The following is a 21,510-nucleotide window of genomic DNA, read 5'->3' on the forward strand; positions in this document are numbered from 1 at the left end:
GGGGCGGGGCGCCGCCCCTCCGTCAGCATGCCCCTCGACCCCACCCTCAAACGCAACGAAAATAGCGTTTGCATTTTCGTGGCGGCCCCCGTACCGTTCTTCTCGGCCCCATTGCCGTCGACAGGAGAAGGCCGTTGCTCGTCTGAGGTCATGAGACGCCGCGCCCACGGCGCGAGGTGCGAGAGCGCGCGAAGAGCGCGCCCGGCACCCGCTGTGCGGCCCTGTCCACGACCTCGGCGATCCGCTCTGTCCGGCCCGCCTCCCGCCCGACCCGCCCGCACCCCTCTCGGTGCCGTCGGCCCGGCTCTCGTGGACCTTCCCGTGGTGTCTCCCGCGCCGTCCCCCGTACCTCCGCGCGCACCGAGGAGACCCGTATGTCCACCTCTTCCACCTCTTCCGCCACCTCCGCCGCCATCGTGTGCACCGGCCTCGGCTTCGCCTGGCCCGACGGCACCCCTGTCCTGGAGGACTTCGACCTGGCCGTCGGCCCCGGGCGCACCGGACTCATCGGCCTCAACGGCGCGGGAAAATCAACCCTGTTGAAGCTCTTCGCGGGGGAACTGCAACCCGCCGAAGGGGACGTCAAGGTCACCGGCGAGATCGGCTACCTGCCGCAGAACGCCGCCCTGGACACCCGTACGCGGGTGGACGCGGCCCTCGGCATCGCCGGGACTCGCGCCGCCCTGCACGCCATCGAGAACGGCGATGCCAGCGAGGCCAACTTCACCGCCGTAGGTGACGACTGGGACGTCGAGGAACGCGCCCGCGCCGCCCTCGACCAGCTCGGCCTGCACGCCATCGACCTCGACCGCACCGTCGGCGAGGTCTCCGGCGGCGAGTCCGTCCTGCTGCGGCTGGCCGCGCTGCTGCTGCGCCGCCCGGACGTGCTCCTGCTGGACGAGCCGACCAACAACCTGGACCTGGCCGCCCGCCGTCGGCTCTACGCCGCGGTGGACGGCTGGTCCGGCGCCCTGGTCGTGGTCAGCCACGACCGCGAACTGCTCGACCGGGTGGACCGCATCGCCGACCTGCGCGGCGGCGAGATCCACTGGTACGGCGGCAACTTCACCGCGTACGAGCAGGCACTCGCCATGGAGCAGGAAGCGGCCGAGCGCATGCTGCGGGTCGCCGAGGCCGACGTGGCGCGGCAGCGGCGCGAACTGAGCGACGCGCAGGTCAAGTTGGCGCGCCGGGTCCGCTACGGCAACAAGATGTACGCCCAGAAGCGCGAGCCGAAGATCGTCATGAACAGCCGCAAGGCCGCGGCCCAGGTCTCCGCCGGCAAACACCGCACGATGCACGCCGAGAAGCTCAAGGAGGCCAGGGAACGCCTCGGCGAGGCCGCCGAGGCGGTACGGGACGACGACGAGATCCGCGTCGACCTGCCGCGCACCGAGGTGCCGCCGGGCCGCGAGGTACTGACCGTACGAGGACTGCGGGCACGCTACGGCGCGTACGCGAACCTCGAACTGCGCGGTCCGGAGCGGGTCGCGCTGACCGGGCGCAACGGCTCCGGCAAAACGACACTGCTGCGGACGCTCGCGGGCGAGATCCCGCCCGAGGAGGGCACAGCGGGAATGTACGTACCGCACCGCTACCTGCCGCAGCGGCTGGACGTCCTCGACGACGAGCTGACCGTGGTCGAGAACGTCGCACGGTTCGCGCCGGACGCCACCAACAACCAGATACGGGCCCGTCTGGCGCGGTTCCTCTTCAAGGGCGCCCGTGCCGACCAGCGGGCGGGCACGCTCTCCGGAGGCGAGCGTTTCCGGGCCGCCCTCGCGGCGCTGATGCTGGCCGAGCCCGCGCCCCAGCTCCTGATGCTGGACGAGCCGACGAACAACCTCGACATGGCGTCGGTGCGCCGGCTCGTCACGGCGCTGGACTCCTACCGGGGCGCGCTGATCGTGGTCAGCCACGACCTGGCGTTCCTCCGGGAGATCGGCATCACCCGCTGGCTCGCCCTGGACGGCGAACTGACCGATACCGAACCGATGTAACGACGCCCTGGGCGGCGCGCGGCCTCCGCCGTGCGCCGCCCCTCACCCCTGCGGGAAGAGCGCCAGCGTCCCGGTGCACTGCGAGTGCAGCGGCGACGGCAGCGCGCCGGGCGCGAACCAGCCCAGCTCGTCGAACTTGTGCGGCTCCCCGATCCGCACCTCGTCCGGGCGCACCCGGACCGCGAAGACCATGGCGACCCAGTGCGACGCCACCGGGTCGCCGCGCAGCACATTGCGCACTCCGAGCTGCGCGATCTCCAGCGGCGTCGCGCGGTACTCCTCGTACACCTCACGCGTCACAGCCGCCTCGAAGCTCTCACCGAACTCCAGCGCCCCGGCGCCGCAGTCCCACGTCCCCGGCTCGTCCCGGGCCCCCGCGCCCCGCCGCGCGAGCAGCACCTTCCCGCCCCCGTCGTGACACAAGAACACACACGAGACCCGCGGTCCTCCGGTTGTCTCCGCCACCGCCCGCCCTCTCCCCTCAAAAGTGCCGCAACAACTCCGCGAACCTATCCAGCCGCAACACCTTCTCATCGGCCGGATCGAGCACACCGTGCTCCAGCACCCACGTGTTGTCGTTCGGGATGAACACCGCGTTCAGGCCCGCCTCCCGGGCCGGCAGAATGTCCGACTTCGGGGAATTGCCGATCATCCAGGTGGCCGACGGCGCCAGCGCGTACGTCCGCACCAGCTCCTGATACGTCCCCACGTTCTTCTCGGGCACGATGCGTACGTCACGGAAGTGGTGCGCCAGCCGCGACACCTCCACCTTCCGGCGCTGCTCCGCCGCGTCGCCCTTGGTCAGCATCAGCAACTGGTGCCGCCCGGCCAGCTCCGCCAGCGTCTCGGCGACCCCCGGGATCAGCTCCACCTCGTCCGCCTCGAAGGCCCGCGCCCAGCCCGCGATCCGGGCCAGCTCCCCCTCGTCGGCCTCCCGCCGCCGCACCCGCCGCACACACTCGCCGAGGCTGCGCAGAAACACCTTGCTGCCGTAGCCGTGCACCGCGGCGTTGGCCGCCTCGATCTCGTCCAGCAGGGCCCGTACGCCGTCCCGCCCCAGCTCCGGGTGGTCCAGCCAGGTCAGGAACTCCTCGATGACCCGCTCGAAGATCACGTTGTTCTCCCACAACGTGTCGTCGGCATCGAACACCAGCACCTGCCGCGCCCGGCGCGCCCCGCCGTCCACTGCGCTCACACCGTTCTCCTCGTACGCTCCGCCGTCCGGCCCGGGCCGGGTCCCCGGCCCCGCGGCACCCTACTGACCCGGCGGACGCGGACGCACCGCAATTCTCCGGCGGCCCGCCCGCCGCGCCGGAGCCGCCACCGGGGACAATGGCGCCATGTCGACAGAGCACGACGGCACGCCCGCACCCGGCGTCCGCCACCCGGTCCCGGACGCCGCCGCGTACCTGGCCGGCCGGTGGACCATCGACCGCACCGTGCTCGACGTCCGTACGGATACGCGGGGCACCTTCCACGGCACCGCCCACTTCCACCCGGAAACCCCCGGCGGCACCCCCCTCCTCCACGCCGAAGAGGGCCACCTGACCTGGAACGGCACCACCACCCCCGCCACCCGCACCCTCCACCTGCACCCCCACCCCAACGGCACCGCCACCATCACCTTCACCGACGGCCGCCCCTTCCACGACCTGAACCTCCACTCCGGCCACTGGCTCACCCGCCACCCCTGCGCCGCCGACCTCTACGAGGGCGAATTCACGGTGGTTTCGGAGGGGGAGTGGCATCTGGTGTGGAGGGTGGGGGGTCCGGCGAAGGAGCAGGTGTTGCGGTCGGTGTATCGGAGGATGGATCGCGCGTCGGCCTGATGGTGCCGCCAGCGGTGGGTACGCCGGCGGACCTAGCCATCGAGAGTCGCGAGGGCCCGTGTCACCAGGGCTCGCGCGGCAGCGCCGAAAACCGCGTTGCCGGAGAGCTGCTGGAAGGCGCGGATGTACAGGCCGACCTGGCTCGGTTGCGTGAGCGTCGCGGCGGCGTCGAGGGAGTCGGCGTGCACCCGGACGTCGTCGAAGACGGTGAAGGTCGCCATCGGCCAGATGGTCCGCTCGACGGTGAAGGGAATCACGCCCAGGGAGACCGACGGCAGCGCCATCGCGGAGAGCAGATGCCCGAGCTGGGCCGCCATGGTGGGGGCGTCGCCCATCCGGTGGCGCAGGACGGACTCCTCCAGCACCATCGCGAATCGGTGATCGCCCTCGCGGAGCACGGAGTTACGGCGCATCCGCGCGTCCACGGCGTCGCTCACGTCATCCGGCGTCTCCCGGAAGGCCGCAATCGTCCCCAGCAGGGCCGCCGCGTACCCCGGCGTCTGGAGAAAGCCGGGGACGACATCCGAGCAGTAGACACGGAACCGCCGGGTGCGCCGGTACAGGGGCGCACCGGACTCCTGAAGGCGGCGCAGGCCGGTCCGCTGGAGACGCCGCCACTCGACGTACATCTCAGACGAGGCCCGGTTGGCGGCGATCAGATCCGGTGCCCGCCCGGCCGCGCCGCACGCCTCGCACCAGGCGCGGACATCGGCGTCGGACGGCGGTGTCCGCGCATTCTCGATCCGACTGCTCTTCGACTCGTGCCAGCCACAGCGCACGGCCAGCTCACGCTTGGTCAGCCCGGCATCCTTGCGCACCTCCGCCAGCCGCGCGGCGAGCGCCTCGCGGGCCTGCTGGACACCGGGCGACGGGTGGGTGGACATGAGCGCCCGCGCCGGTCAGACGGCGAAGCGGCCGTGCGGAACGGCCCGCTCCCAGACCGCGTCGAACGCGGCCGAAAGGTGTTTGAGCAGGGCCGGGTCCTCGGTGAACTCGTCCTCGATCACGGCGCCGTCGCCATCGAAGTGATGCACACGGGCCAGTCGGGCGTCGAAGAGCCAGTAGTCGTTGCCGGGCAGGGAGAGGTCCGTCGTCTGGCGGCGAGGCAGCCAGCGGACGTTCTCCCCTGCCTCTATCAGTTCTCGCGTGACGTAGTGCTCCCAGCGGATGTACTCGGAGACAGGTTCCGAGACAACGCGCGCCCGCCGGACGGCAACGCCCCGGCCGACGGCGTCCGCGATCGTCTGGAGGTAGGGATCCCACCAGGAGCCCCGGTCGTCCCAGTTGATCCGCTCACCGCGCCGCCAGGACGCGAAGCGTTCGGTCGGAGCGTAGGTGTCGCGCAGTTCCAGGTGAACGGCCGAGTGGTTACAGCTGCCGAGGAGGTCAGCGAACGCGGGCGCGCTCGATGGCATCACACGCCTCCCTGATCATCGGGATCAACCGGGCCGGAACCCGGACGATGGCTTCGGTGCCCGGCACCGGTCCGTGTGCCGGGGAGGTCGACTCGCAGGCGGTCTGCGTCGCGGCGTCCGGCTTCCAGCCTTGCAAGAGGAGCTCCTGTGCGTCGGCGTCAGCCCACACCGTAGGGCAATGATCCCGGTCGGTGTGTGGGTCGATCCCGATGAACTCTACGGTCATCGCGGTCTCTCCTGATCTTCTGTGGTCAGGTGCTTGCGCATGCTTGCATCAGCGTGACGACCTGGCCCGATGGTGTCAACGACGCCTGCAATGCGGCGAATTGGCGTGCAAGCACATGCAAGTTCGTAGCCGATCGACCCGCACCCCTCCTAGCGTCGCGGCATGAACGCCAGGACGACCATGACGGAGCCCGTTCACGTGGGTCTGCCCACCGCCGAACCGGCGCCCGTCGCGGAATGCGACGTGTGCGGGGCGCTGGCCCGGGAGCGGGTGGCGGCGCGACGGAGCGGGAACCTGAGCAGGATCTCGGACATCAATGTGGAAATGCGCAGCCATCGGGCGGCCGGACGATGAGCGCGCCCACCGTCGGCACGGAGACGCTGTCAGCCGAATGCACGCTGGCGAAACATCGCGGATACGAGGACCTGCACGGCGAGTGCAGGCAGACCGGGGGCGACGTGCCGCTTCCGCACTCGTACGGCCTGCTGTTGGTCCGCCGTTGCGGATGCGCGTGCCACCGCGAACGTGGCGTCGCACATCCCAAAAACGGTTCGCCCCGCCCCACGAGCCCCAAGACCCGGTCCGTCGTGGCTATGACGTCGTTTTCCTGCGCCTCCGCGGAGGCCGAAGGACTGAGCTGACGCACCTCATCGGCCCCCGCCCCAGTCCTCCGGATCCAGTACGGCTGCCATGCGGTCCAGGGTTCGGTCCGACATGGTGGGGCGTAGGGGGAGGCAGACGGCGTGTCGTATGAGGTGGGCGGCGGTTCGGGCGCCCTGGGGGCGGTCGGGTGGGGCGGGGACGGCGCCGAGGGAAGTGGGGCGTGCCGCGTCGAAGCCCGCGGAGCGCAGCCGGGCGGTGGTCGCGTCGGGGTCGGGCGTGGGGACGGCGCAGAGCCAGTACGTGTGTACGGGGGCGGTCGCGCCGTAGACCGGGGACGGGTCGGGCAGGCGGGTCACCAGGCGTCGTGCCACCTCGGCCCGCTCGGCCACTGTCCGCGCGGTGTCCTGGGCGCTGAGCCGCCGGTCCAGGAGGTCCAGCAGTGCGGGGCCGGGGCGCTGCCGGATCGCCGGCATGAGATCCGTACCGGCGAAGGCGCCGACCGTGTCCTGGAGGCCGCTCGCGGTGTCGTGTCCCAGTAAGCCGGTGGCGTTGACCAGGCCGGTGTAGACCGGCCGTGTGGTGAGCAGCGCGAGCAGGGCGTACTTGGCGACCCGGCGGGCCTGCGCGTCCCGTGTCTGCACCGGCCACTCCCGGTGCAGCGCGCGCATCGCCGCCAGCAGGTCCGGCTTCCGTACGACGGCCACCGCGCCGCCCAGCGCCGTGGCGGTCTTGAGCGGGCCGAAGCTGAACAGTGACACGTCGGCGTCCGGGCTGCCCCGGAAGCCCGGACCGCTGTACGCCTGGGCGCAGTCCTCGATCAGCAGCCAGCCGTGCCGGGCGGCCAGCTCCGCCAGCGGGCCCAGTGGGGCCTGGGTGCCGAAGAGGTGGGCGACGACGACGGCGCGCGTGCGCTCGGTGGCGGCCGCCGCCCACTGCTCGGCGGTGGGCAGGAGGGTGCCCGCGTCGAGGTCCACCGGTACCGGCACCAGTCCGTGTTCGGTGACGATGCGCCACATGTCGGGGATCGTGACGGCGGACATCAGCACCTCACTGCCGCGTGGCAGTGAGGCGGCGGTCAGGGCCAGGTCCAGCGCGCTGCGTACGGAGAGGGTGGTCAGGCAGGGGCAGGGACGACCAGGGGAGGGGCTGCCTTTGCCGTCCGGGTGGGCGGCGCCCGCTGTCGCACGTGCCGCCCCTCCCTCCGCGAACCGCCTTTCCACAGTCGCCGCCCACCGGTCCGCGTCGCCCTCGCGTCCGCAGGCCGCCACCCCGTAGGCGAGATCCGGCCACCCGATGTCGAAGTTCTTCGGTGGATACACCGCACACCTCCTCACAAGGAGAGACGCACGGCGACGCCCTGTGCCTGACTCGCAGCGCCCCGTATTGGGCATCTGTTCGGGCGCGGAGGGGTAGAGAGGCCGCTGTGACTACTGATGACAGTGCTCTTCCCGGGACCGGCGCCCCGACGGCCGGCGCCGCGGCCGGGGATTCTCCGGCGACCGATGCCATGATCCGTGCCAATCAGGCGAACTGGGACGCCCGTACGCCGGTGCACGTGGCCAGCGCTTTCTACGGTCTGGACGGCACGCGTACCGCCGACGACTGGTTCGCACCGTTCGAGTGGGACGACCTCGGGCCCCTGGCGGGCCGGGACGTCCTGCATCTCCAGTGCCACCTGGGCACCGAGACGCAGGCGTTCGCCGAGCGGGGCGCGGCGCACACCGTCGGCCTGGACTTCTCCGGCGCGGCCCTGGAGCAGGCGCGGCGGCTGGCGGCGGACAGCGGGCGGGACATCGAGTTCGTTCAGGCCGATGTGTACCGGGCCGCCGAGGTCCTGGACGGCCGCCGCTTCGACGTGGTGTACACGGGTAAGGGCGCGCTCTGCTATCTGCCCGACCTCTCGCGGTGGGCGCAGGTGATCGCCGGGCTGCTGCGGCCGGGCGGCATGCTGTACGTGGTGGAGTTCCACCCGCTGCTCAACTCCCTGGGGCCCGCTCCCGACCCGGGACGCGCGCCCGGCGACGAGCAACTGGTGCTCGCCCACGACTACCTGGAGGGCCGGGGCGCCATCCGCAGCGACACGCCGTACACGTACACCGACGGGCCGCCCGTCGAGGGCGCGACGACCAGTTACGAGTGGCGGCACGGCCTCGGGGAGACGGTCGGCGCGCTGGTCGGCGCGGGGCTGGCGGTGGACCTGCTGCGCGAGACGGACCTGCTGCCCTGGAAGCGCTTCGAGGCGATGGAGCAGGCGGAGAACGGCTGGTGGCGGCTGCCGCCGGAGAAGCCGCGCATCCCGCTGCTGTTCGCGTTGCGTGCGGTGAAGGGCTGAGGGACTGAGAGGCTGAGGGGTACGGCTCGGGGCGGCGTACGGCTCGAAGCCGTACGGCCCGGGTCGTCGTACGGGCCGGTGCCGTATGCGGGTGTGAGCGCGCGGCGGAAGCGGAATCCATGGGGCTGGGGGCAGCGGATCCGCATTCCGCCCGTTCAGCAGCGGGGATACGGTTCCGGCCAGCCCCCCGCGCGCTTCAAGCCGGAATGCCCAGGGCCGCATTGCGCCGACAAACATCCCATGATCCGGTGGATCGGGTCCGCCGGGCGCCGCCCACCCCCGGCGGTTGGCCGCAAAGCCAGTACAAACCAGCAGAAAGGTGACCCAGCATGCGCGACGTGGACGCCGTACTCGGCACGCCCTGGCACGAACTGCCCTCCGCCGACGCCGTCGTGGCGGCGGCCATGGAGTGGCACTTCGACCCCGCCACCGGCTCCCGGTTCTGGGTGGAGCGCGCCGCCTCGCTGCCCTTCGACCCGCGCAAGGACATCACCACCGTCGCCGACCTGAACCGCTTCCCCGACGTCAGCGACGAATGGCGGGACGTACCGGTCGAGGATCTGCTGCCCGCCGGCCTGCGCGGCCTCGGCCGGCCGCCCGCCGTCTGGGAGAGCGGGGGCACCACCGGCGCGCCCAAACGCACCGTCGACCTCGGCCAGTGGGCCCGTAACACCCGCTGGTGGTCAAAGGTCCTGGACCAGCGCGGCTTCCCCTCGCACGACGGCAATCTGCTCTTCCTCGGCCCCACCGGGCCGCATGTCGTCGCCGAGGTGCTGCGCGAACTCGCCCGGCTGCGCGGCGCGGTGTTCTTCCCGGTCGACTTCGACCCGCGCTGGGTGCGCCGGTGTCTGCGGGACGGCCACACCGACCTCGCCCGGCACTACGTCGACCACCTCCTCGACCAGGCCGAGCGGGTGCTCGCCTCGCAGCACGTCTCCCTGCTGTACGCGACGCCGCCCCTCCTGGAGGCGATCGCCGAACGCCCGCGCCTGGCGGGGCTCGTCCGCGACCAGGTGCGCGGGATCATGTGGGGCGGCACCTCGATGGACCCCGAGACGCTCCGGCTGCTGTCCGACGAGGTCTTCCCCGGCGCGGCCTTCGGCGGCCTGTACGGCAACACAATGATGGGCGGGGCGCCGCAGCGGCCCACCGTCCCGGGCGACACCCATGCGTGCGTCTTCCAGCCCTTCCACCCGTACGTGCACCTGTCCCTGCTCGACCCGGACGACCTGTCGCGCGAGGTGGCGTACGGCGAGCACGGGCGGGTGTGCATGCGCCAACTGAGCCCGGAGCTGCTGCTGCCGTACGTCCTCGAACGGGACATCGCGGTCCGGGTCGCGCCGGTGGCGGGCTACGCGGGCGACGGCGTGGCCGATGTGCGGCCCTTCACCGACGGCGGCGCGAAGATCATCGAGGGGGTGTACTGAGATGGCGGACGACGCGGCGGTCACTTTGGACGGCACCGGCTGCGACATCGGCGTCGAGCGGCCCTCGGGACCGTACCGTTCCGCCAACCGCACCCCCCTCACCGACGTCACCGGCCGCCCGGTCGGCGAACTCTCCCTCGCGCCGCCCCTGCTGATCCGCCAGGTGATCAACGAGATGCGCGCCGCGCCCGGCCAGGCGGCGGACGAGCGCCTCGCGGCTCTCGCGCGGGCGGGGGAGCTGTTCGTGACGGCGACCCTGGACGGCGAGACCCCCGGCATGTACTGCCGCCGTCAGGCACTGGTCTCCGGGCTGCCCGCCTCCGTCGCCCGCCGCACCCTGGACCGGGTGGCGCTGGCCGGGCGGGCCGCGGCGGACACCCTGACCGCGCAGCGCCCCTCCGGGGCCGTACCGTTCGAGGACCTGTCCTTCGGCGATCTGGCCGCCGCGGGGCGGACGAGTGCCGGGGCGGCGGCGGTGTGGGTACGCAAGGGCGATGTCCTCGGCGTCCTGGCGCCCGGCAATCACCCGGCCACCCATGTGGAGTGGCTGGGCGCCCTCGCCCTGGGCTACCGGGTGGCCGTACGCCCCTCCCAGCGCGACCCGTTCACGCCGCGGCGGCTCGTGCGGGCCCTGCGCGAGGCCGGTCTCGCGCCCGGGTACGTGGCGCTGCTGCCGACCACTCACGCGCACGCGGAGGCCCTCGTGGACGGGGCCGACCTCGGCCTGGTCTACGGCGGTGACTCCGTCGTCGCCCGGTACGCCGACAGCCGGCGGGTGCTGGCGCAGGGTCCCGGCCGTTCGAAGGTCCTGATCACCCGGGACGTGCCCTGGCGGTCCCACCTGGACACCGTCGCCGACTCGGTCGCCGCCGACGCCGGGGTGCAGTGCCTCAACGCCAGCGCCGTCCTGTGCGAGGACGACGCGCCGGGCCTCGCGCACGCCCTGGCCGAACGGCTCGCCCGCCTCCCGCTGCTGCCGCCGGGCCACCCCGACGCGGCCCTGCCCGTACGGCCGCTGGACGAGGCCCGGCGCCTCGCGGAGCAGTTGCACGAGAGCGTCGGCCCGCGCCCGGCGGGACCGGACGCGGACCCCGCCGACCGGTTCCTCGCCGACCTGGGCGACGGCAGCGCCGTCCTGCGGCCCGTCGTGGTCCCGCTCGACAGCGCGCGGGACCCGCGGTTCGGCGTCGAACTGCCCTTCCCGTACGCCGCCGTGGCACCCTGGGAACCGGAGCTGCGCCCCGCCGCGTTCGGCCGGACCCTGGCCCTCACGGTGCTGAGCGAGGACGCGGACCTCGTACGCGAGTGCGTGGCGAGCCCGCTGATCCGCAACACCCACTGGGGCGCCGTGCCCACCCACTGGTCCCGCCCGGGCCTGCCGCACGACGGGGCCCTGGCCGAATTCCTGCGGGAGTCGAAGACCTTCGCCGGGGAGGCGGCGCTGCGCGGGCCGGTGAGGTGACGGGCCGTTACGGGGATGCGGAACACCGCGCCGGAAAGCGGGCGACCGGGCGGCCTCTTTGCCTTTGTCCGGACACCAACCCGCTTTCGCCGGCGACACCTTCGGCGTTCCCCGCGGAAGTTCCGGTGGGTAGGGTTCCGGGTATGGTCCTTTCCGGGTTTCCGCGGCTTCCGCTTCGTTCCGTGCTCTTCGCCGACGGAGTTTTCGGCCTTCTCGAAGGCAAGACGGCGCAGGGGGTGCTGCGGCACAGCACCGTTCTCGAAGCGGTGGCGGTCGTCGATCGCCTGCACACCTCCGGCAGCACCGCTTCCGTGGTGCCCGGCACCGACGTGCCGGTCGTCTCCTCGCTGGAGGAGGCCCTGCGTTTCCAGCCGGAAGCGCTGGTCATCGCGATGACCGAGTCCGACCACGTCGAGGTGGTGGACGGCGAGGTGAAGCACGCGCCGCGGCAGCCCGGAGACCTCCCGGAATTCTGGTGGGAGCAGATCGCCACCGCCGTACGCAACGGCCTGCACGTGATTTCCTGCCTCCACCTCCAGCTGCGTCACACGGAATTCGCCGATAAGACGGCGGAGGGCCAGCAGCTGGTCGATGTCCGCCGCCCGTACGACGAGTTGCCAAAGTATTCCGGCCGTCTCCAGCGGTCCCGCGCCAAACTGGTGCATGTGGCGGGCAGTGACTGTGTCGTGGGAAAGCGGACCGTCGCCCTCCAATTGCACCGGGAGGCACAGGCGCGCGGTATCGACTCCGGGTATGTCGGCACCGGCCAGACCTGCCTGCTGGCCGGCTGCACGGAAGGCGCGATCATCGACCGTACGCCCGTCTTCCAGGCGGCCGGACTCGTCGAGCACCTGGTGCAGCGCGCCGACCCCCGGCACGACCTGCTGATCATCAAGGGCCAGGCATCCGTGCTCCACCCGGCCTTCGGCGGCCTGGCCACCGCGATCCTCCAGGGCTCGCAGCCCGACGCCGTGGTCTTCGTGCACGACCCGCGCCGCTCCCGGCGCTACCACTGGGAGCACCTGCCCGTGCACGACCCGCGCCGCGAGATCCGCATCGTGGAGGAGCTGGGCGGCGCCCCGGTCGTCGCCGTCGCCACCCGCGGCCGGGAGAACGTCGACAGCCTGCGCTCCCTGGGCCTGCCCGTCGTCGACGTGCTCGACGGGGACGGCACGGCGGTGCTGATGGACGCGCTCGGCCCCGTACTGTCCGGATGAACCGGGCCGCTCCCGGGCCGGTTCCGGGAGCGGCGCCCGGCCCGTGATCCCCGTTCCGAGGAGAATGTGCACCGTGAGTGTTGAAGTCGCCCTGGCCGTACGGGCGCACTTTGCCGAATGCCCGACCTGGGACGCCGCCGACGGCACGCTGCTGTGGGTGGACATGAACAACGGCGGGATCCACCGCTACCACCCCGCCGACGGCGCCGACACCGTCACCGAGATCGGCCAGCCGGTGGCGGCCGCGCTGCCCCGGGCGGACGGCGGCCTCGTCCTGAGCCTGCGCGACGGCGTCGCGGTCACCGGCCAGGACGGCACCCGCCGCTGGCTGACCGAGTGGCCGGAGCAGGGCGTACGCGGCAACGACGCGAGCATCGACGGCCGCGGCCGCCTGTGGGTGGGCACCATCGCGGGGGAGACCGCGCCCGGCTGGCTGGCGCGCGTCGACGCCGACGGCACGAGGCACACCGCGGCCACCGGCGTACGGCTCAGCAACGGCATCACCTGGAGCCCGGACGCGACCCGTATGTACTACGTCGACACCCCGACCCGCCGCATCGACGTCTTCGACTACGACCTCGACACCGGCAAGGCCGCCAACCGCCGGATGTTCGCCGAGATCACCGGTACCGACGGCGTGCCGGACGGCATGTGCGCCGACACCGACGGCGGCGTGTGGGTGGCGCTCTTCCGCGGGGGAGCGGTCCGACGCTACGCCCCGGACGGCCGGCTGGACCGCGAGATCACCTTCCCCGCCTCGCTGACCACCGCCTGCGGCTTCGGCGGCCCCGACCTGACCGACCTCTACGTCACCTCGGCCCGCCGCGACCTGGGCGACGCCGAGCCGGAAGCGGGCAATCTGTTCGTGGTGCCCGGAGTGGGCCAGGGGCTGCCGGGGGTGGCGTTCGCGGGGTAGCGGGCGGGTGGGGCCGGGGACGGCCGTACGGTGATCACCCGGCCCGTACGCGTACGGTCACTGCCCGGCCCGTGCCACCGCGGGCCGCATCCGGGCGAACGCGCGGGAGACCTCGACCAGCCACGCCACGTCGGCGGAGAAGTCCGGGCCGCCCGCCGCGGCGGGCGCCGGCACCCCGTCCGGGCCCGACGGCCCCTCCGCCGCGGCCGGATCGTCCTCGGGCCCCGGCGGCCGCGGCCCGGCCGCCAGCGCCGCCGCGATGTGCGCCGCCTCCACCTCCGCGTGCCGCTCCGCCGCGGCCCCCAGCCCCGGCATCAGCACCGCGCCCGGATCACCGTGGTGCCCGCGCAGCGCCAGACAGCCGTCCCGGATCTCGATCACCCGGCGGTGGAGGTGGAATCGCAGGTCGTACAGGGCCGACAGGTCGCTGCCCGTGCTGGACGGCAGGGAGATCTCCGGATGCGCCTGGTGCAGCGCCTGCCACAGCGGGCGCAGCAGCCGGTAACTGCGGTAGTCGGCCAGCCAACTGCGGGCGGCGGAGACCCGCGGCCCCCACAGCGGGGCGGTCCAGCCGACGATGTTCAGGACCATGCCGATGGTCAGGGTCGTACGGGACACATCGGACCAGCGCATCGGGTTCCAGCCGTACTGCGCGAGGAAGACGTCGGCGTACCGCCCGGCCGGGTAGACCAGCTCGATGACCGCGCCGGCCGCCGCGATGCGCAGCCCGCGGCGCACCCAGCGGTGGTCGGTGAGCTTGGCGAAGTGCCAGCAGGCGCGGGCCACCAGGACCTTGCCGACCACGAACGCGGTGAGGTACGCGGCCTGATAGGCGACGAAGAACGGCTGGTCGCCGGGGTGGGTGAAGACATTGCGGGGCGGCCCCTGGAGGGTCGCCAGGAAGAACAGCACCACCATCGTCACCGGCACCACCGCGAGGAGCAGCAGCCGCCGCCGGGCCCGCACACGCGCCTCGGCCCGGGGATGTATCCAGTGGATGAGAAGGATCTGCTGACAGGCCAGCACGGCGATGATCCACAGCTGGACCGAGACGTTGTACCAGGTGATGGTGCCGAACAGGGTGCCCGTCCAGCGGGCCGGGGTGGACATGGACAGGTACATGCCCTGGCAGCCGAACGAGGCGCACAGCGCGATCAGACCGGCGTTGCGGCGCTGCCCGCGCAGCAGGGGCACGAGGGTGTAGGCGAACGCGATCCAGCAGGCGAGCGCGGCGATCGGGTACCGGATGTGGGTGATGCCGGTCATGAACCGTCCTCGCGGCGCCAGTTCAGCGAACCGTGGATACGGCCCAGCACACTGTTGGGGTCCGGCGCGTCCGCGCCCCCGCGGCGGGTTCCGGCCCGCAGCCGCTCCCCGAGGAGAAAGGCCATGACCTCGGCTTCCTGTTCCTGGGCGTCCGAGTAGTTCTCGCGGTACAGCAGGTCCTGTACGAGGGTGGGGTCGAGGTCCGGGAAGAGCTGGGTGCCGTGGTCCTCACCGGCCACGCCCACACCGTGGTGGCCGCAGATCATATGGGCCAGCTCGTGGGCGATGATGTGCTCCTGGTGGTGCCGGCTGGTGTGCGCCTCGTAGACGACGTAGTCCGTGCCCGGGAAGGACAGCCACAGCCCGCACGGCCCCGAGGTGCCCATCGGCATGGCCACCAGCTGGATCTCCCGGTCCCGCACCCGGGCCAGGTGGTCGCACAGCAGCGGAAGGTCGTACGCGGGCGGGAGTCCGTACGAAGCCAGCTTTTCCCGGCACTGCCGGCGCAGGGCCTTCATCCCGGAAGAAGACCCTCTGCCGTGGCGGCCACGCCAGGGGAAAGGCATCCGGAGCACTACTCCTCGCTGTCGACCGGCTCGTTCGGCTGCCGGCCGCGCGCCGCGGCCGTGGTGGCGTGCATCTTGCTGACCTCGCGGATGATGCGGGCCAGGGACTTGCGGCCGGAGTCGTCCATGCTCATGGCGCGCAGCGCGATGTCACGGACCTCGGCGTTGCCCATCGCCGAGGCGAGGGCGAGCTGGGAGTCGACCCGGTCGGCGGTGTCGTCGTCGAAGAAGTACGCCACCGGCACCCGGAAGAACGCCGCGAGGGCCTCCAGGTGGCGCTTGGTGGGGTTGGTGCGCTGGCCGGTGCGCAGCTGCCAGACGTACGTCTTGGAGAACGTACCGCCGCTCAACTCACTACATCCGCGCGCGACTTCCTCGTAGGTGTATTCGCGGCCGTTCGCGCGGATCGTGGTGAACAGCTTGTCGACCTTCCCGGCCAGTGACGACATCGGGGCTCCTTCTCATGCGCCGGGGTGAGCTGCCTCGGAGTGCCAACTCATCCTAGTTGACAGGACCCTGGCTTGCACTTAACGTCGGGATCGCGTTAGCGGAGATGAACAGAGTGGTTTCCATGTCCACTCACGCGGACGACGGGGGTGTCCGCATGAGGGAGAGCTCGTCGCGGCGGCGGCCGGTCGCCACGGTCGCACGGCGCCGACGCGATGAGCCGCGGAACGTACAGATCCGGCGTGCGGTCCTTGCGGGTGTACGCAGTTGTCCGCTCAGCCACTCTTTTTCCCCCTTCTCCTTCTTTCTTCTGAAATGCGGTCGGCTCATGCGCGAGCCAGACGCGCCCGCCACCAGTCCACCGTCGCCGCGAGCTGATGGTCGAGCGGTGTCGCGTCCGCGCCGAACGCCTCGCGGTACGCCGACGAGTCCATCACGAACGGCCGGTCGAACTGGTAACGGACCTCCTGGAGCTCCCGCAGCAGCGGCGATACGAACGACGCCACGCGCAGCGCCGCCGACGGCAGCCGCCGTACCGGAACCGGCCGCACCCGCGCCTGTCCCGCGAGCCTGCCGGTCATCTCCCTGATGGACAGCGGCGGCACGGTCGGCACGTGCCAGGCCCGGCCCCAGGCGCTCTCCCGTTCCGCGACCTCGATCAGCGTCCTCGCCACGTCGGGGAGGTAGGTCCAGCTGTGCGGCGCGTCCGGATCGCCGAGAACGGAAACCGGCTTGCCCTCCAGGAGACGCGGGACGACCCGGGAGGCCAGATGACCGCCGTCGGTCACGCCCGGACCGAAGAAGTCCGACGCGCGCACCTCGGCGACCCGGATGCGGCCCTTCTCGTGCAGGCTCAGCGCCTGCTCCCAGATGTCGGCCCGGATGCGGCCCTTGGTCCCCGTCGCGGCCAGGGGCAGATCCTCGGTCAGCTCACCCTGGACCGGTCCGTATCCGTACAGATTGCCCAGCAGGACGAGGACCGCGCCGGTCTGCTCGGCCGCGTGGTTCACCGACGCGGCGAGCGGCGGCCAGTCACGCGCCCAGTGGTGGTACGGCGGCGAGGCGCAGTTGTAGAGCGCGGTCGCACCCTGCGCGGCCTCCGCCAGCCGCTCCGGAACCGCCGCGTCCAGCGCGACCTGCTCGATCCCCGGCTCGGCCGGCCTGCCCGACCGCGTGACGACCCGTACAGAATGCCCCTTTTCGACCAGCAGCCGAGCCGTGGCCGCCCCGGCGGGGCCGAAACCTATGACGACGTGAACACCCATGCGCGAAGGCTAGCGAGCGGACGGGGCGCCCAACGGCGATCTCGGTCACGTTCGGGGAACAAGCCGGGACGGGGCCCGCGAAACGCGGAAGACCCCAGGTGGGCTGGGGTCTTCTGTCTTGTGTCCGAGGGGGGACTTGAACCCCCACGCCCGATAAAGGGCACTAGCACCTCAAGCTAGCGCGTCTGCCATTCCGCCACCCGGACCAGGTGTCTGCCGGTCCGGCCCTCGGCCGTTCCGACATGGAAAACAATAGCAAACGTTCAGGGGTGGTCGATCACGGGCGGACCGCGCCAGGGGTGCGCCCGTGACCAGCGGATGTGTCGGGAGTATTGCGGCCTTGGGCGCAGCGCCGACGAGGGGGAGGATGGCGGTGGACCCCCGCCGCGGTCCGGGCCCCCTTCGGGAGGACGGCGCGGCCGTGAACCATGAGGAGGCAGTGTGAGCGAGTCGCAGCCGGCCCGTACGGTCACCGGCGAGGACGAGGTCGTCGACCTGTGCCGGGACCTGATCAGGATCGATACCAGCAACTACGGCGACCACTCCGGGCCGGGTGAGCGGGCCGCCGCCGAGTATGTGGCGGAGAAGCTCGCCGAGGTCGGCCTGGAGCCGCAGATCATCGAGTCGCACAAGGGCCGCGCCTCCACCGTGGCCCGCATCGAGGGCGCGGACCCGTCGCGGCCCGCGCTGCTCATCCACGGCCACACCGACGTGGTGCCCGCCAACGCGGCGGACTGGACCCACCACCCCTTCTCCGGGGAGATCGCGGACGGGTGCGTGTGGGGCCGCGGCGCGGTCGACATGAAGGACATGGACGCGATGACGCTCGCGGTCGTCCGCGACCGGCTGCGCTCCGGCCGCAAGCCGCCGCGCGACATCGTGCTGGCTTTCCTCGCCGACGAGGAGGCCGGCGGCGTCTACGGCGCCCGCCACCTCGTCGACAAGCATCCCGGGATCTTCGAAGGGGTGACGGAGGCCATCGGCGAGGTCGGCGGCTTCTCCTTCACCGTCAACGAGAACCTGCGGCTGTATCTGATCGAGACGGCCCAGAAGGGCATGCACTGGATGCGGCTCACCGTGGACGGCACCGCCGGTCACGGCTCGATGACCAACAGCGACAACGCGATCACCGAGCTGTGCGAGGCGGTCGGGCGGCTCGGGCGGCACAAGTTCCCGGTGCGGGTGACCAAGACCGTACGGTCCTTCCTGGACGAGCTGTCGGACGCCCTGGGCACCGAGCTGGACCCGGAGGACATGGAGGAGACCCTCGCCAAGCTGGGCGGCATCGCCAAGATCATCGGTGCCACGCTGCAGAACACCGCGGCGCCGACCCAACTGGGCGCCGGTTACAAGGTCAACGTCATCCCGGGCCAGGCGACCGCGGCCGTCGACGGCCGGTTCCTGCCCGGCCACGAGGAGGAATTCCTCGCCGATCTGGACCGAATTCTCGGCCCGCGGGTCAAGCGCGAGGACATTCATGCCGACAAGGCACTGGAAACCGGTTTCGACGGCCCCCTGGTGGCCGCCATGCAGTCGGCACTGAAGGCCGAGGACCCGATCGCGCGGGCCGTTCCGTACATGCTCTCCGGCGGTACGGACGCGAAGTCGTTCGACGACCTCGGAATCCGGTGCTTCGGTTTCGCGCCGCTGCGGCTCCCGCCGGAGCTGGACTTCGCCGGAATGTTCCACGGCGTGGACGAGCGGGTACCGGTGGACGGACTGAAGTTCGGGACGCGCGTGCTCGACCGGTTCATCGAGCAGAGCTGAGGTGAATTCCCGTGCCGGCGCACGGGACTTCCCCCGCCCGGCCTCGCACGCAGTCCGGGCAATCGCCCAGGCGTGCGTATTTAGCCGGAACGAGTGAATGCCGTCATAGGCTCGTAGCTTCATCACCTTCTCCTCGTTGCAGAGGGTGCGGTCCGCGGCTGGGACCGCATTGCCAACAAGGAGGAATAATGATCAAGAAGGTCGTCGCCGCCGCGGCTGCCACCGGTGGTCTGGTGCTCGCCGGCGCGGGCATCGCCGTCGCCGACGCGGGGACGCAGGGCGCCGCCCTGAACTCCCCGGGCGTCATTTCGGGCAACGCCGTCCAGATCCCGATCCACGTGCCGATCAACCTGTGCGGCAACACGATTGACATCATCGGGCTGCTGAACCCTGCCTTTGGCAACACCTGCGTCAACGACTGACGCGGTGCCTGAACCCGTAAGGCTGTAATCCCGGTCGGCTCCGGAGTGCGCGCCATGCACTCCGGAGCCGACGGTTGTTCCGGCGCGCGGACGCCCGGCGTTCCGCGGGTCATTCGGCAGGTCAATGGCAGGGGAGAGCGAACCTATGCGACAGGTCGGGAAAAAGGGCCTGATCACGATGGCGGCAGCGAGCGGCGTACTGGCCGTCGCGAGCGGCTACGCGCACGCGGATGCCGGTGCGCAGGGGAATGCGGCGCATTCCCCGGGGGTGTTGGCAGGAAATACCGGCCAACTCCCCGTGGACATCCCGGTGCAAGCCTGCGGAAATTCCGCGAACGTCGTCGGGCTGCTGAATCCCGCCATGGGGAACGGGTGCGGCGGCGACGGCGGTTCCCATGGCGGCGCGCACGGTGACCGGCGGCACGGCAAGGGCCAGGGCGGTTCCGGCGCGCAGGGCTCGGCGCAGGGCTCACCGGGCATCGCCTCGGGCAACCAGGTACAGGCGCCGATCCACGCGCCGGTCAACGCCTGCGGGAATTCCGTCAACGTTGTCGGACTCGGCAACCCCGTCAACGCCAACGGCTGCGCCGCGGACGGCAGCAGCACCGGCGACGGCACCGGAACCGGTACCGACCACCCGGCGCCGAACCGCCCGGGCCCGCGGGACCCGCGGCCGTCCGGCGACGGCCCGCAGAAGCCGGGCGGCCCCGCCACCCCGGCCGATGACCGCGCGGGCGAACCGGTGACCCCGTCGGAACGGCAGGCGCCGCACACGACGGACACGGCGGGCGCCGTGCAGGAACGAGGGCCGCGCGCCCAGCTGGAGGAGTCCGCCCCGCATACGCAGATCGTCACCCCGCCCAAGCAGGGCAAGGCGGCGGGCGAGGAGGAGGGGAACCTCGCCCAGACCGGCGCTGGTGCGCTCGGCCTCGCGCTGCCGGCGAGCGCGGGCCTGCTGATCGGCGGTGCCGTGCTCTACCGCCGCGCGCGTTCCGCACGCCGCTGACGGGCACGCGAGCGGGCCCAGCGGACCCGCTCGCGTACGGCATGTGCAGTCAGGACCGGTCACCCGCGAGACCTGGGGCAGCCGGTCCTCCACCGGTCCGGCGCCGGCGCCGGACCGGTACGGCGGAGCGGGCCCCGCGTCGGCGGGGCCCGCTCCGCCGTGTCCGGGCGAGGGCCGCGGGCGCGGCGGTCACCTCGAACGGCGCGTGCCGCGGCGGTCGTGGCCGCTCACCAGGTCGCGCGGATCTGGCGGATGATCCGGCGGCGCAGCCGCACCCGGCGGCTGCCGTCGGGATTGAGGCGCAGGCGGTCCAACTCCCAGTGTCCGTACTCGGCATGGTCGGTCAGCAGGCGTGTGGCGGCCTTGCGGGAGACCCCTCGCGGCACATACACATCGCAGAATTCGTATTCCGGCATCGCATCTATTGTGCGGGACCGGCCCCGGTACGGATAGCGTCTGCACTATGTCTGATGCTGCGCAGCCTTCCGCTGCCGAGGTACGTGCCGCCGCCGAGGCGGTCAAAGCCGCGCTGGACCGTCACCTCGACGCGGTCGAACACCGCTCGGGCCAGGACGACCCCGCCGTCTACGCCGCGTTCGACGAACTCGCCGCGGCGGCTGAGGCGTACGACGAGCTGCTGTACGACACCTATGACGAGGTCACTCCCTTCGAGATCCCCGGCAACGACACGCTGCCCGCCTACGCGGGGCCGGAGGAACCCAGCGCGCTGAGCGTGCTGATCCGGCGGGACTACGCGGTGGCCGAACCGCAGCGGCTGCTGGCGCAGGCCCAGCGGATCGCCGACCTCGACCCCGAATCGGCCGCCGACGCCGCGGCCGAGGCCAGGGCGGTCAACGGCGGTACGGGATCGGTGGCCGGCGTGGTCGGCAGCAGCGTGCACGCGGCGCTGGGCGTGCTCTTCGGGGAGTTCGAACCGGACGAGATCGCCACCCGGCACAAGGAGTTCGGCCTGGAGGAGGGCGACTCCACGCTGTGGGTGGTCGCCGCCGATGAGATGCCCGAGCCCGGGGAATGGCTCTCCGCCCCGTTCGACCAGACCGATCCGCAGCGGGTGGTGTGCCGCTTCGACGTCAGCTCCGTCTTCGACGAGGACCTGGAAGCCGACGCGGACGACGACGATGTGCTGGAGCGGCTCGACAGGGAGAGGTGAGGGGCGGGCGTTCCCAGGGGCCGGCTGCCCGCTCGGCCGAGTTCCGGGAGGCCGGGGCCGGGGGCGGTCTTCGGCCGTTTCCCGGGTGGTCTTTGGTCGGATCCGCTACGGCCGGGGCGGACGGTGACGTAGCTCGGGCTGTGACGGCGGGGCCGGGCGGCGCGTGTCCGTGG

23 protein-coding genes and 1 tRNA gene are annotated in these 21,510 nt (G+C 72.0%); 12 read left to right on the plus strand and 12 right to left on the minus strand.

What is annotated here, in order from left to right; all coding sequences use genetic code 11:
- Positions 1-374 precede the first annotated feature (374 nt).
- A complete protein-coding gene (locus CP984_RS32870; RefSeq protein ID WP_003982153.1) occupies positions 375-2,000 on the plus strand; it encodes an ABC-F family ATP-binding cassette domain-containing protein in 1,626 nt (541 codons plus the stop codon).
- Between the two features lie 42 nt (positions 2,001-2,042).
- On the opposite strand, the gene CP984_RS32875 is transcribed toward CP984_RS32870, so the two are convergent.
- Complete coding sequence (locus CP984_RS32875; RefSeq protein WP_231512706.1) at positions 2,043-2,399, minus strand: NUDIX domain-containing protein; 357 nt, start codon at positions 2,397-2,399, stop codon at positions 2,043-2,045.
- Positions 2,400-2,481: 82 nt separating this feature from the next.
- Positions 2,482-3,186: an HAD family hydrolase gene (locus tag CP984_RS32880; protein ID WP_003982155.1), complete on the minus strand. Its 705-nt coding sequence runs from the start codon at positions 3,184-3,186 to the stop codon at positions 2,482-2,484.
- A gap of 154 nt (positions 3,187-3,340) precedes the next feature.
- On the opposite strand from CP984_RS32880, the gene CP984_RS32885 reads away from it, so the two are divergent.
- Positions 3,341-3,829 carry a DUF6314 family protein gene (locus tag CP984_RS32885; protein WP_003982156.1) on the plus strand — a complete coding sequence of 163 codons (489 nt, stop codon included), beginning with the start codon at positions 3,341-3,343 and terminating at the stop codon, positions 3,827-3,829.
- A 32-nt stretch (positions 3,830-3,861) separates the two neighbouring features.
- Here the strand turns inward: CP984_RS32885 and CP984_RS32890 are convergent, their stop codons facing one another.
- The 3 genes from CP984_RS32890 to CP984_RS32900 are packed head-to-tail and all read right to left on the minus strand — an operon-like array spanning position 3,862 to position 5,470.
- Entirely contained in the window at positions 3,862-4,713 is an 852-nt protein-coding gene (locus CP984_RS32890) for a helix-turn-helix domain-containing protein (RefSeq protein WP_003982158.1), read from the minus strand.
- Positions 4,714-4,728: 15 nt separating this feature from the next.
- Positions 4,729-5,244, minus strand: a complete 516-nt coding sequence (locus CP984_RS32895; RefSeq protein WP_003982160.1) for a DUF6879 family protein — start codon at positions 5,242-5,244, stop codon at positions 4,729-4,731.
- On the minus strand, positions 5,216-5,470 hold the full coding sequence (locus tag CP984_RS32900; protein ID WP_003982161.1) for a hypothetical protein: 255 nt from the start codon (positions 5,468-5,470) through the stop codon (positions 5,216-5,218). Before CP984_RS32900 ends, CP984_RS32895 begins: the two co-directional genes overlap by 29 nt.
- 162 nt (positions 5,471-5,632) lie before the next feature.
- Here CP984_RS32900 and CP984_RS32905 point away from each other — a divergent pair, with 162 nt between their 5' ends.
- Positions 5,633-5,824: a hypothetical protein gene (locus CP984_RS32905; RefSeq protein ID WP_078575419.1), complete on the plus strand. Its 192-nt coding sequence runs from the start codon at positions 5,633-5,635 to the stop codon at positions 5,822-5,824.
- A gap of 293 nt (positions 5,825-6,117) precedes the next feature.
- Here CP984_RS32905 and CP984_RS32915 read toward each other — a convergent pair whose 3' ends face one another.
- Complete coding sequence (locus CP984_RS32915) at positions 6,118-7,392, minus strand: DegT/DnrJ/EryC1/StrS family aminotransferase (protein WP_003982162.1); 1,275 nt, start codon at positions 7,390-7,392, stop codon at positions 6,118-6,120.
- Between the two features lie 188 nt (positions 7,393-7,580).
- On the opposite strand from CP984_RS32915, the gene CP984_RS32920 reads away from it, so the two are divergent.
- From CP984_RS32920 to CP984_RS32940, 5 genes are all read left to right on the plus strand, one after another.
- On the plus strand, positions 7,581-8,405 hold the full coding sequence (locus CP984_RS32920) for a class I SAM-dependent methyltransferase (RefSeq protein WP_003982163.1): 825 nt from the start codon (positions 7,581-7,583) through the stop codon (positions 8,403-8,405).
- A gap of 329 nt (positions 8,406-8,734) precedes the next feature.
- Positions 8,735-9,832 carry an acyl-CoA synthetase family protein gene (locus CP984_RS32925; RefSeq protein WP_003982164.1) on the plus strand — a complete coding sequence of 366 codons (1,098 nt, stop codon included), beginning with the start codon at positions 8,735-8,737 and terminating at the stop codon, positions 9,830-9,832.
- Position 9,833: 1 nt separating this feature from the next.
- Positions 9,834-11,294: an aldehyde dehydrogenase family protein gene (locus CP984_RS32930; protein ID WP_003982165.1), complete on the plus strand. Its 1,461-nt coding sequence runs from the start codon at positions 9,834-9,836 to the stop codon at positions 11,292-11,294.
- A gap of 182 nt (positions 11,295-11,476) precedes the next feature.
- A complete protein-coding gene (locus CP984_RS32935) occupies positions 11,477-12,511 on the plus strand; it encodes a DUF1611 domain-containing protein (protein ID WP_030178754.1) in 1,035 nt (344 codons plus the stop codon).
- Between the two features lie 64 nt (positions 12,512-12,575).
- On the plus strand, positions 12,576-13,427 hold the full coding sequence (locus CP984_RS32940) for an SMP-30/gluconolactonase/LRE family protein (protein WP_030178751.1): 852 nt from the start codon (positions 12,576-12,578) through the stop codon (positions 13,425-13,427).
- A 57-nt stretch (positions 13,428-13,484) separates the two neighbouring features.
- On the opposite strand, the gene CP984_RS32945 is transcribed toward CP984_RS32940, so the two are convergent.
- From CP984_RS32945 to CP984_RS32965, 5 genes are all read right to left on the minus strand, one after another.
- The gene (locus tag CP984_RS32945; protein ID WP_050504573.1) at positions 13,485-14,693 is read right to left on the minus strand and encodes an MAB_1171c family putative transporter; all 1,209 of its coding nucleotides are present in this window, start codon (positions 14,691-14,693) and stop codon (positions 13,485-13,487) included.
- Positions 14,690-15,211 (minus strand): ImmA/IrrE family metallo-endopeptidase, encoded by a 522-nt coding sequence (locus CP984_RS32950; RefSeq protein WP_003986768.1) that lies wholly within the window; start codon positions 15,209-15,211, stop codon positions 14,690-14,692. The genes CP984_RS32945 and CP984_RS32950 overlap by 4 nt, the downstream gene beginning before the upstream one ends.
- 56 nt (positions 15,212-15,267) lie before the next feature.
- A complete protein-coding gene (locus CP984_RS32955) occupies positions 15,268-15,708 on the minus strand; it encodes a helix-turn-helix transcriptional regulator (protein ID WP_003986767.1) in 441 nt (146 codons plus the stop codon).
- A 324-nt stretch (positions 15,709-16,032) separates the two neighbouring features.
- Positions 16,033-16,971: an NAD-dependent epimerase/dehydratase family protein gene (locus CP984_RS32960; RefSeq protein ID WP_003986766.1), complete on the minus strand. Its 939-nt coding sequence runs from the start codon at positions 16,969-16,971 to the stop codon at positions 16,033-16,035.
- 121 nt (positions 16,972-17,092) lie between these two features.
- Positions 17,093-17,177 (minus strand) — tRNA-Leu (locus tag CP984_RS32965).
- Between the two features lie 235 nt (positions 17,178-17,412).
- Between CP984_RS32965 and CP984_RS32970 the strand changes: the two genes are divergently transcribed.
- From CP984_RS32970 to CP984_RS32980, 3 genes are all read left to right on the plus strand, one after another.
- Positions 17,413-18,738 (plus strand): M20/M25/M40 family metallo-hydrolase, encoded by a 1,326-nt coding sequence (locus tag CP984_RS32970; protein WP_003986765.1) that lies wholly within the window; start codon positions 17,413-17,415, stop codon positions 18,736-18,738.
- Between the two features lie 188 nt (positions 18,739-18,926).
- Complete coding sequence (locus tag CP984_RS32975; RefSeq protein ID WP_003986764.1) at positions 18,927-19,160, plus strand: chaplin; 234 nt, start codon at positions 18,927-18,929, stop codon at positions 19,158-19,160.
- A 145-nt stretch (positions 19,161-19,305) separates the two neighbouring features.
- Positions 19,306-20,166, plus strand: a complete 861-nt coding sequence (locus CP984_RS32980; protein WP_030178743.1) for a chaplin — start codon at positions 19,306-19,308, stop codon at positions 20,164-20,166.
- Positions 20,167-20,393: 227 nt separating this feature from the next.
- On the opposite strand, the gene CP984_RS32985 is transcribed toward CP984_RS32980, so the two are convergent.
- Positions 20,394-20,582, minus strand: coding sequence for a DUF5703 family protein (locus tag CP984_RS32985; protein ID WP_003986762.1), 189 nt, complete (start codon positions 20,580-20,582; stop codon positions 20,394-20,396).
- A 47-nt stretch (positions 20,583-20,629) separates the two neighbouring features.
- Between CP984_RS32985 and CP984_RS32990 the strand changes: the two genes are divergently transcribed.
- Complete coding sequence (locus CP984_RS32990; RefSeq protein WP_003986761.1) at positions 20,630-21,337, plus strand: hypothetical protein; 708 nt, start codon at positions 20,630-20,632, stop codon at positions 21,335-21,337.
- The last annotated feature ends 173 nt before the right edge of the window (positions 21,338-21,510 follow it).

Origin of the sequence: Streptomyces rimosus (assembly GCF_008704655.1) — a bacterium.
GTDB lineage: Bacteria > Actinomycetota > Actinomycetes > Streptomycetales > Streptomycetaceae > Streptomyces > Streptomyces rimosus.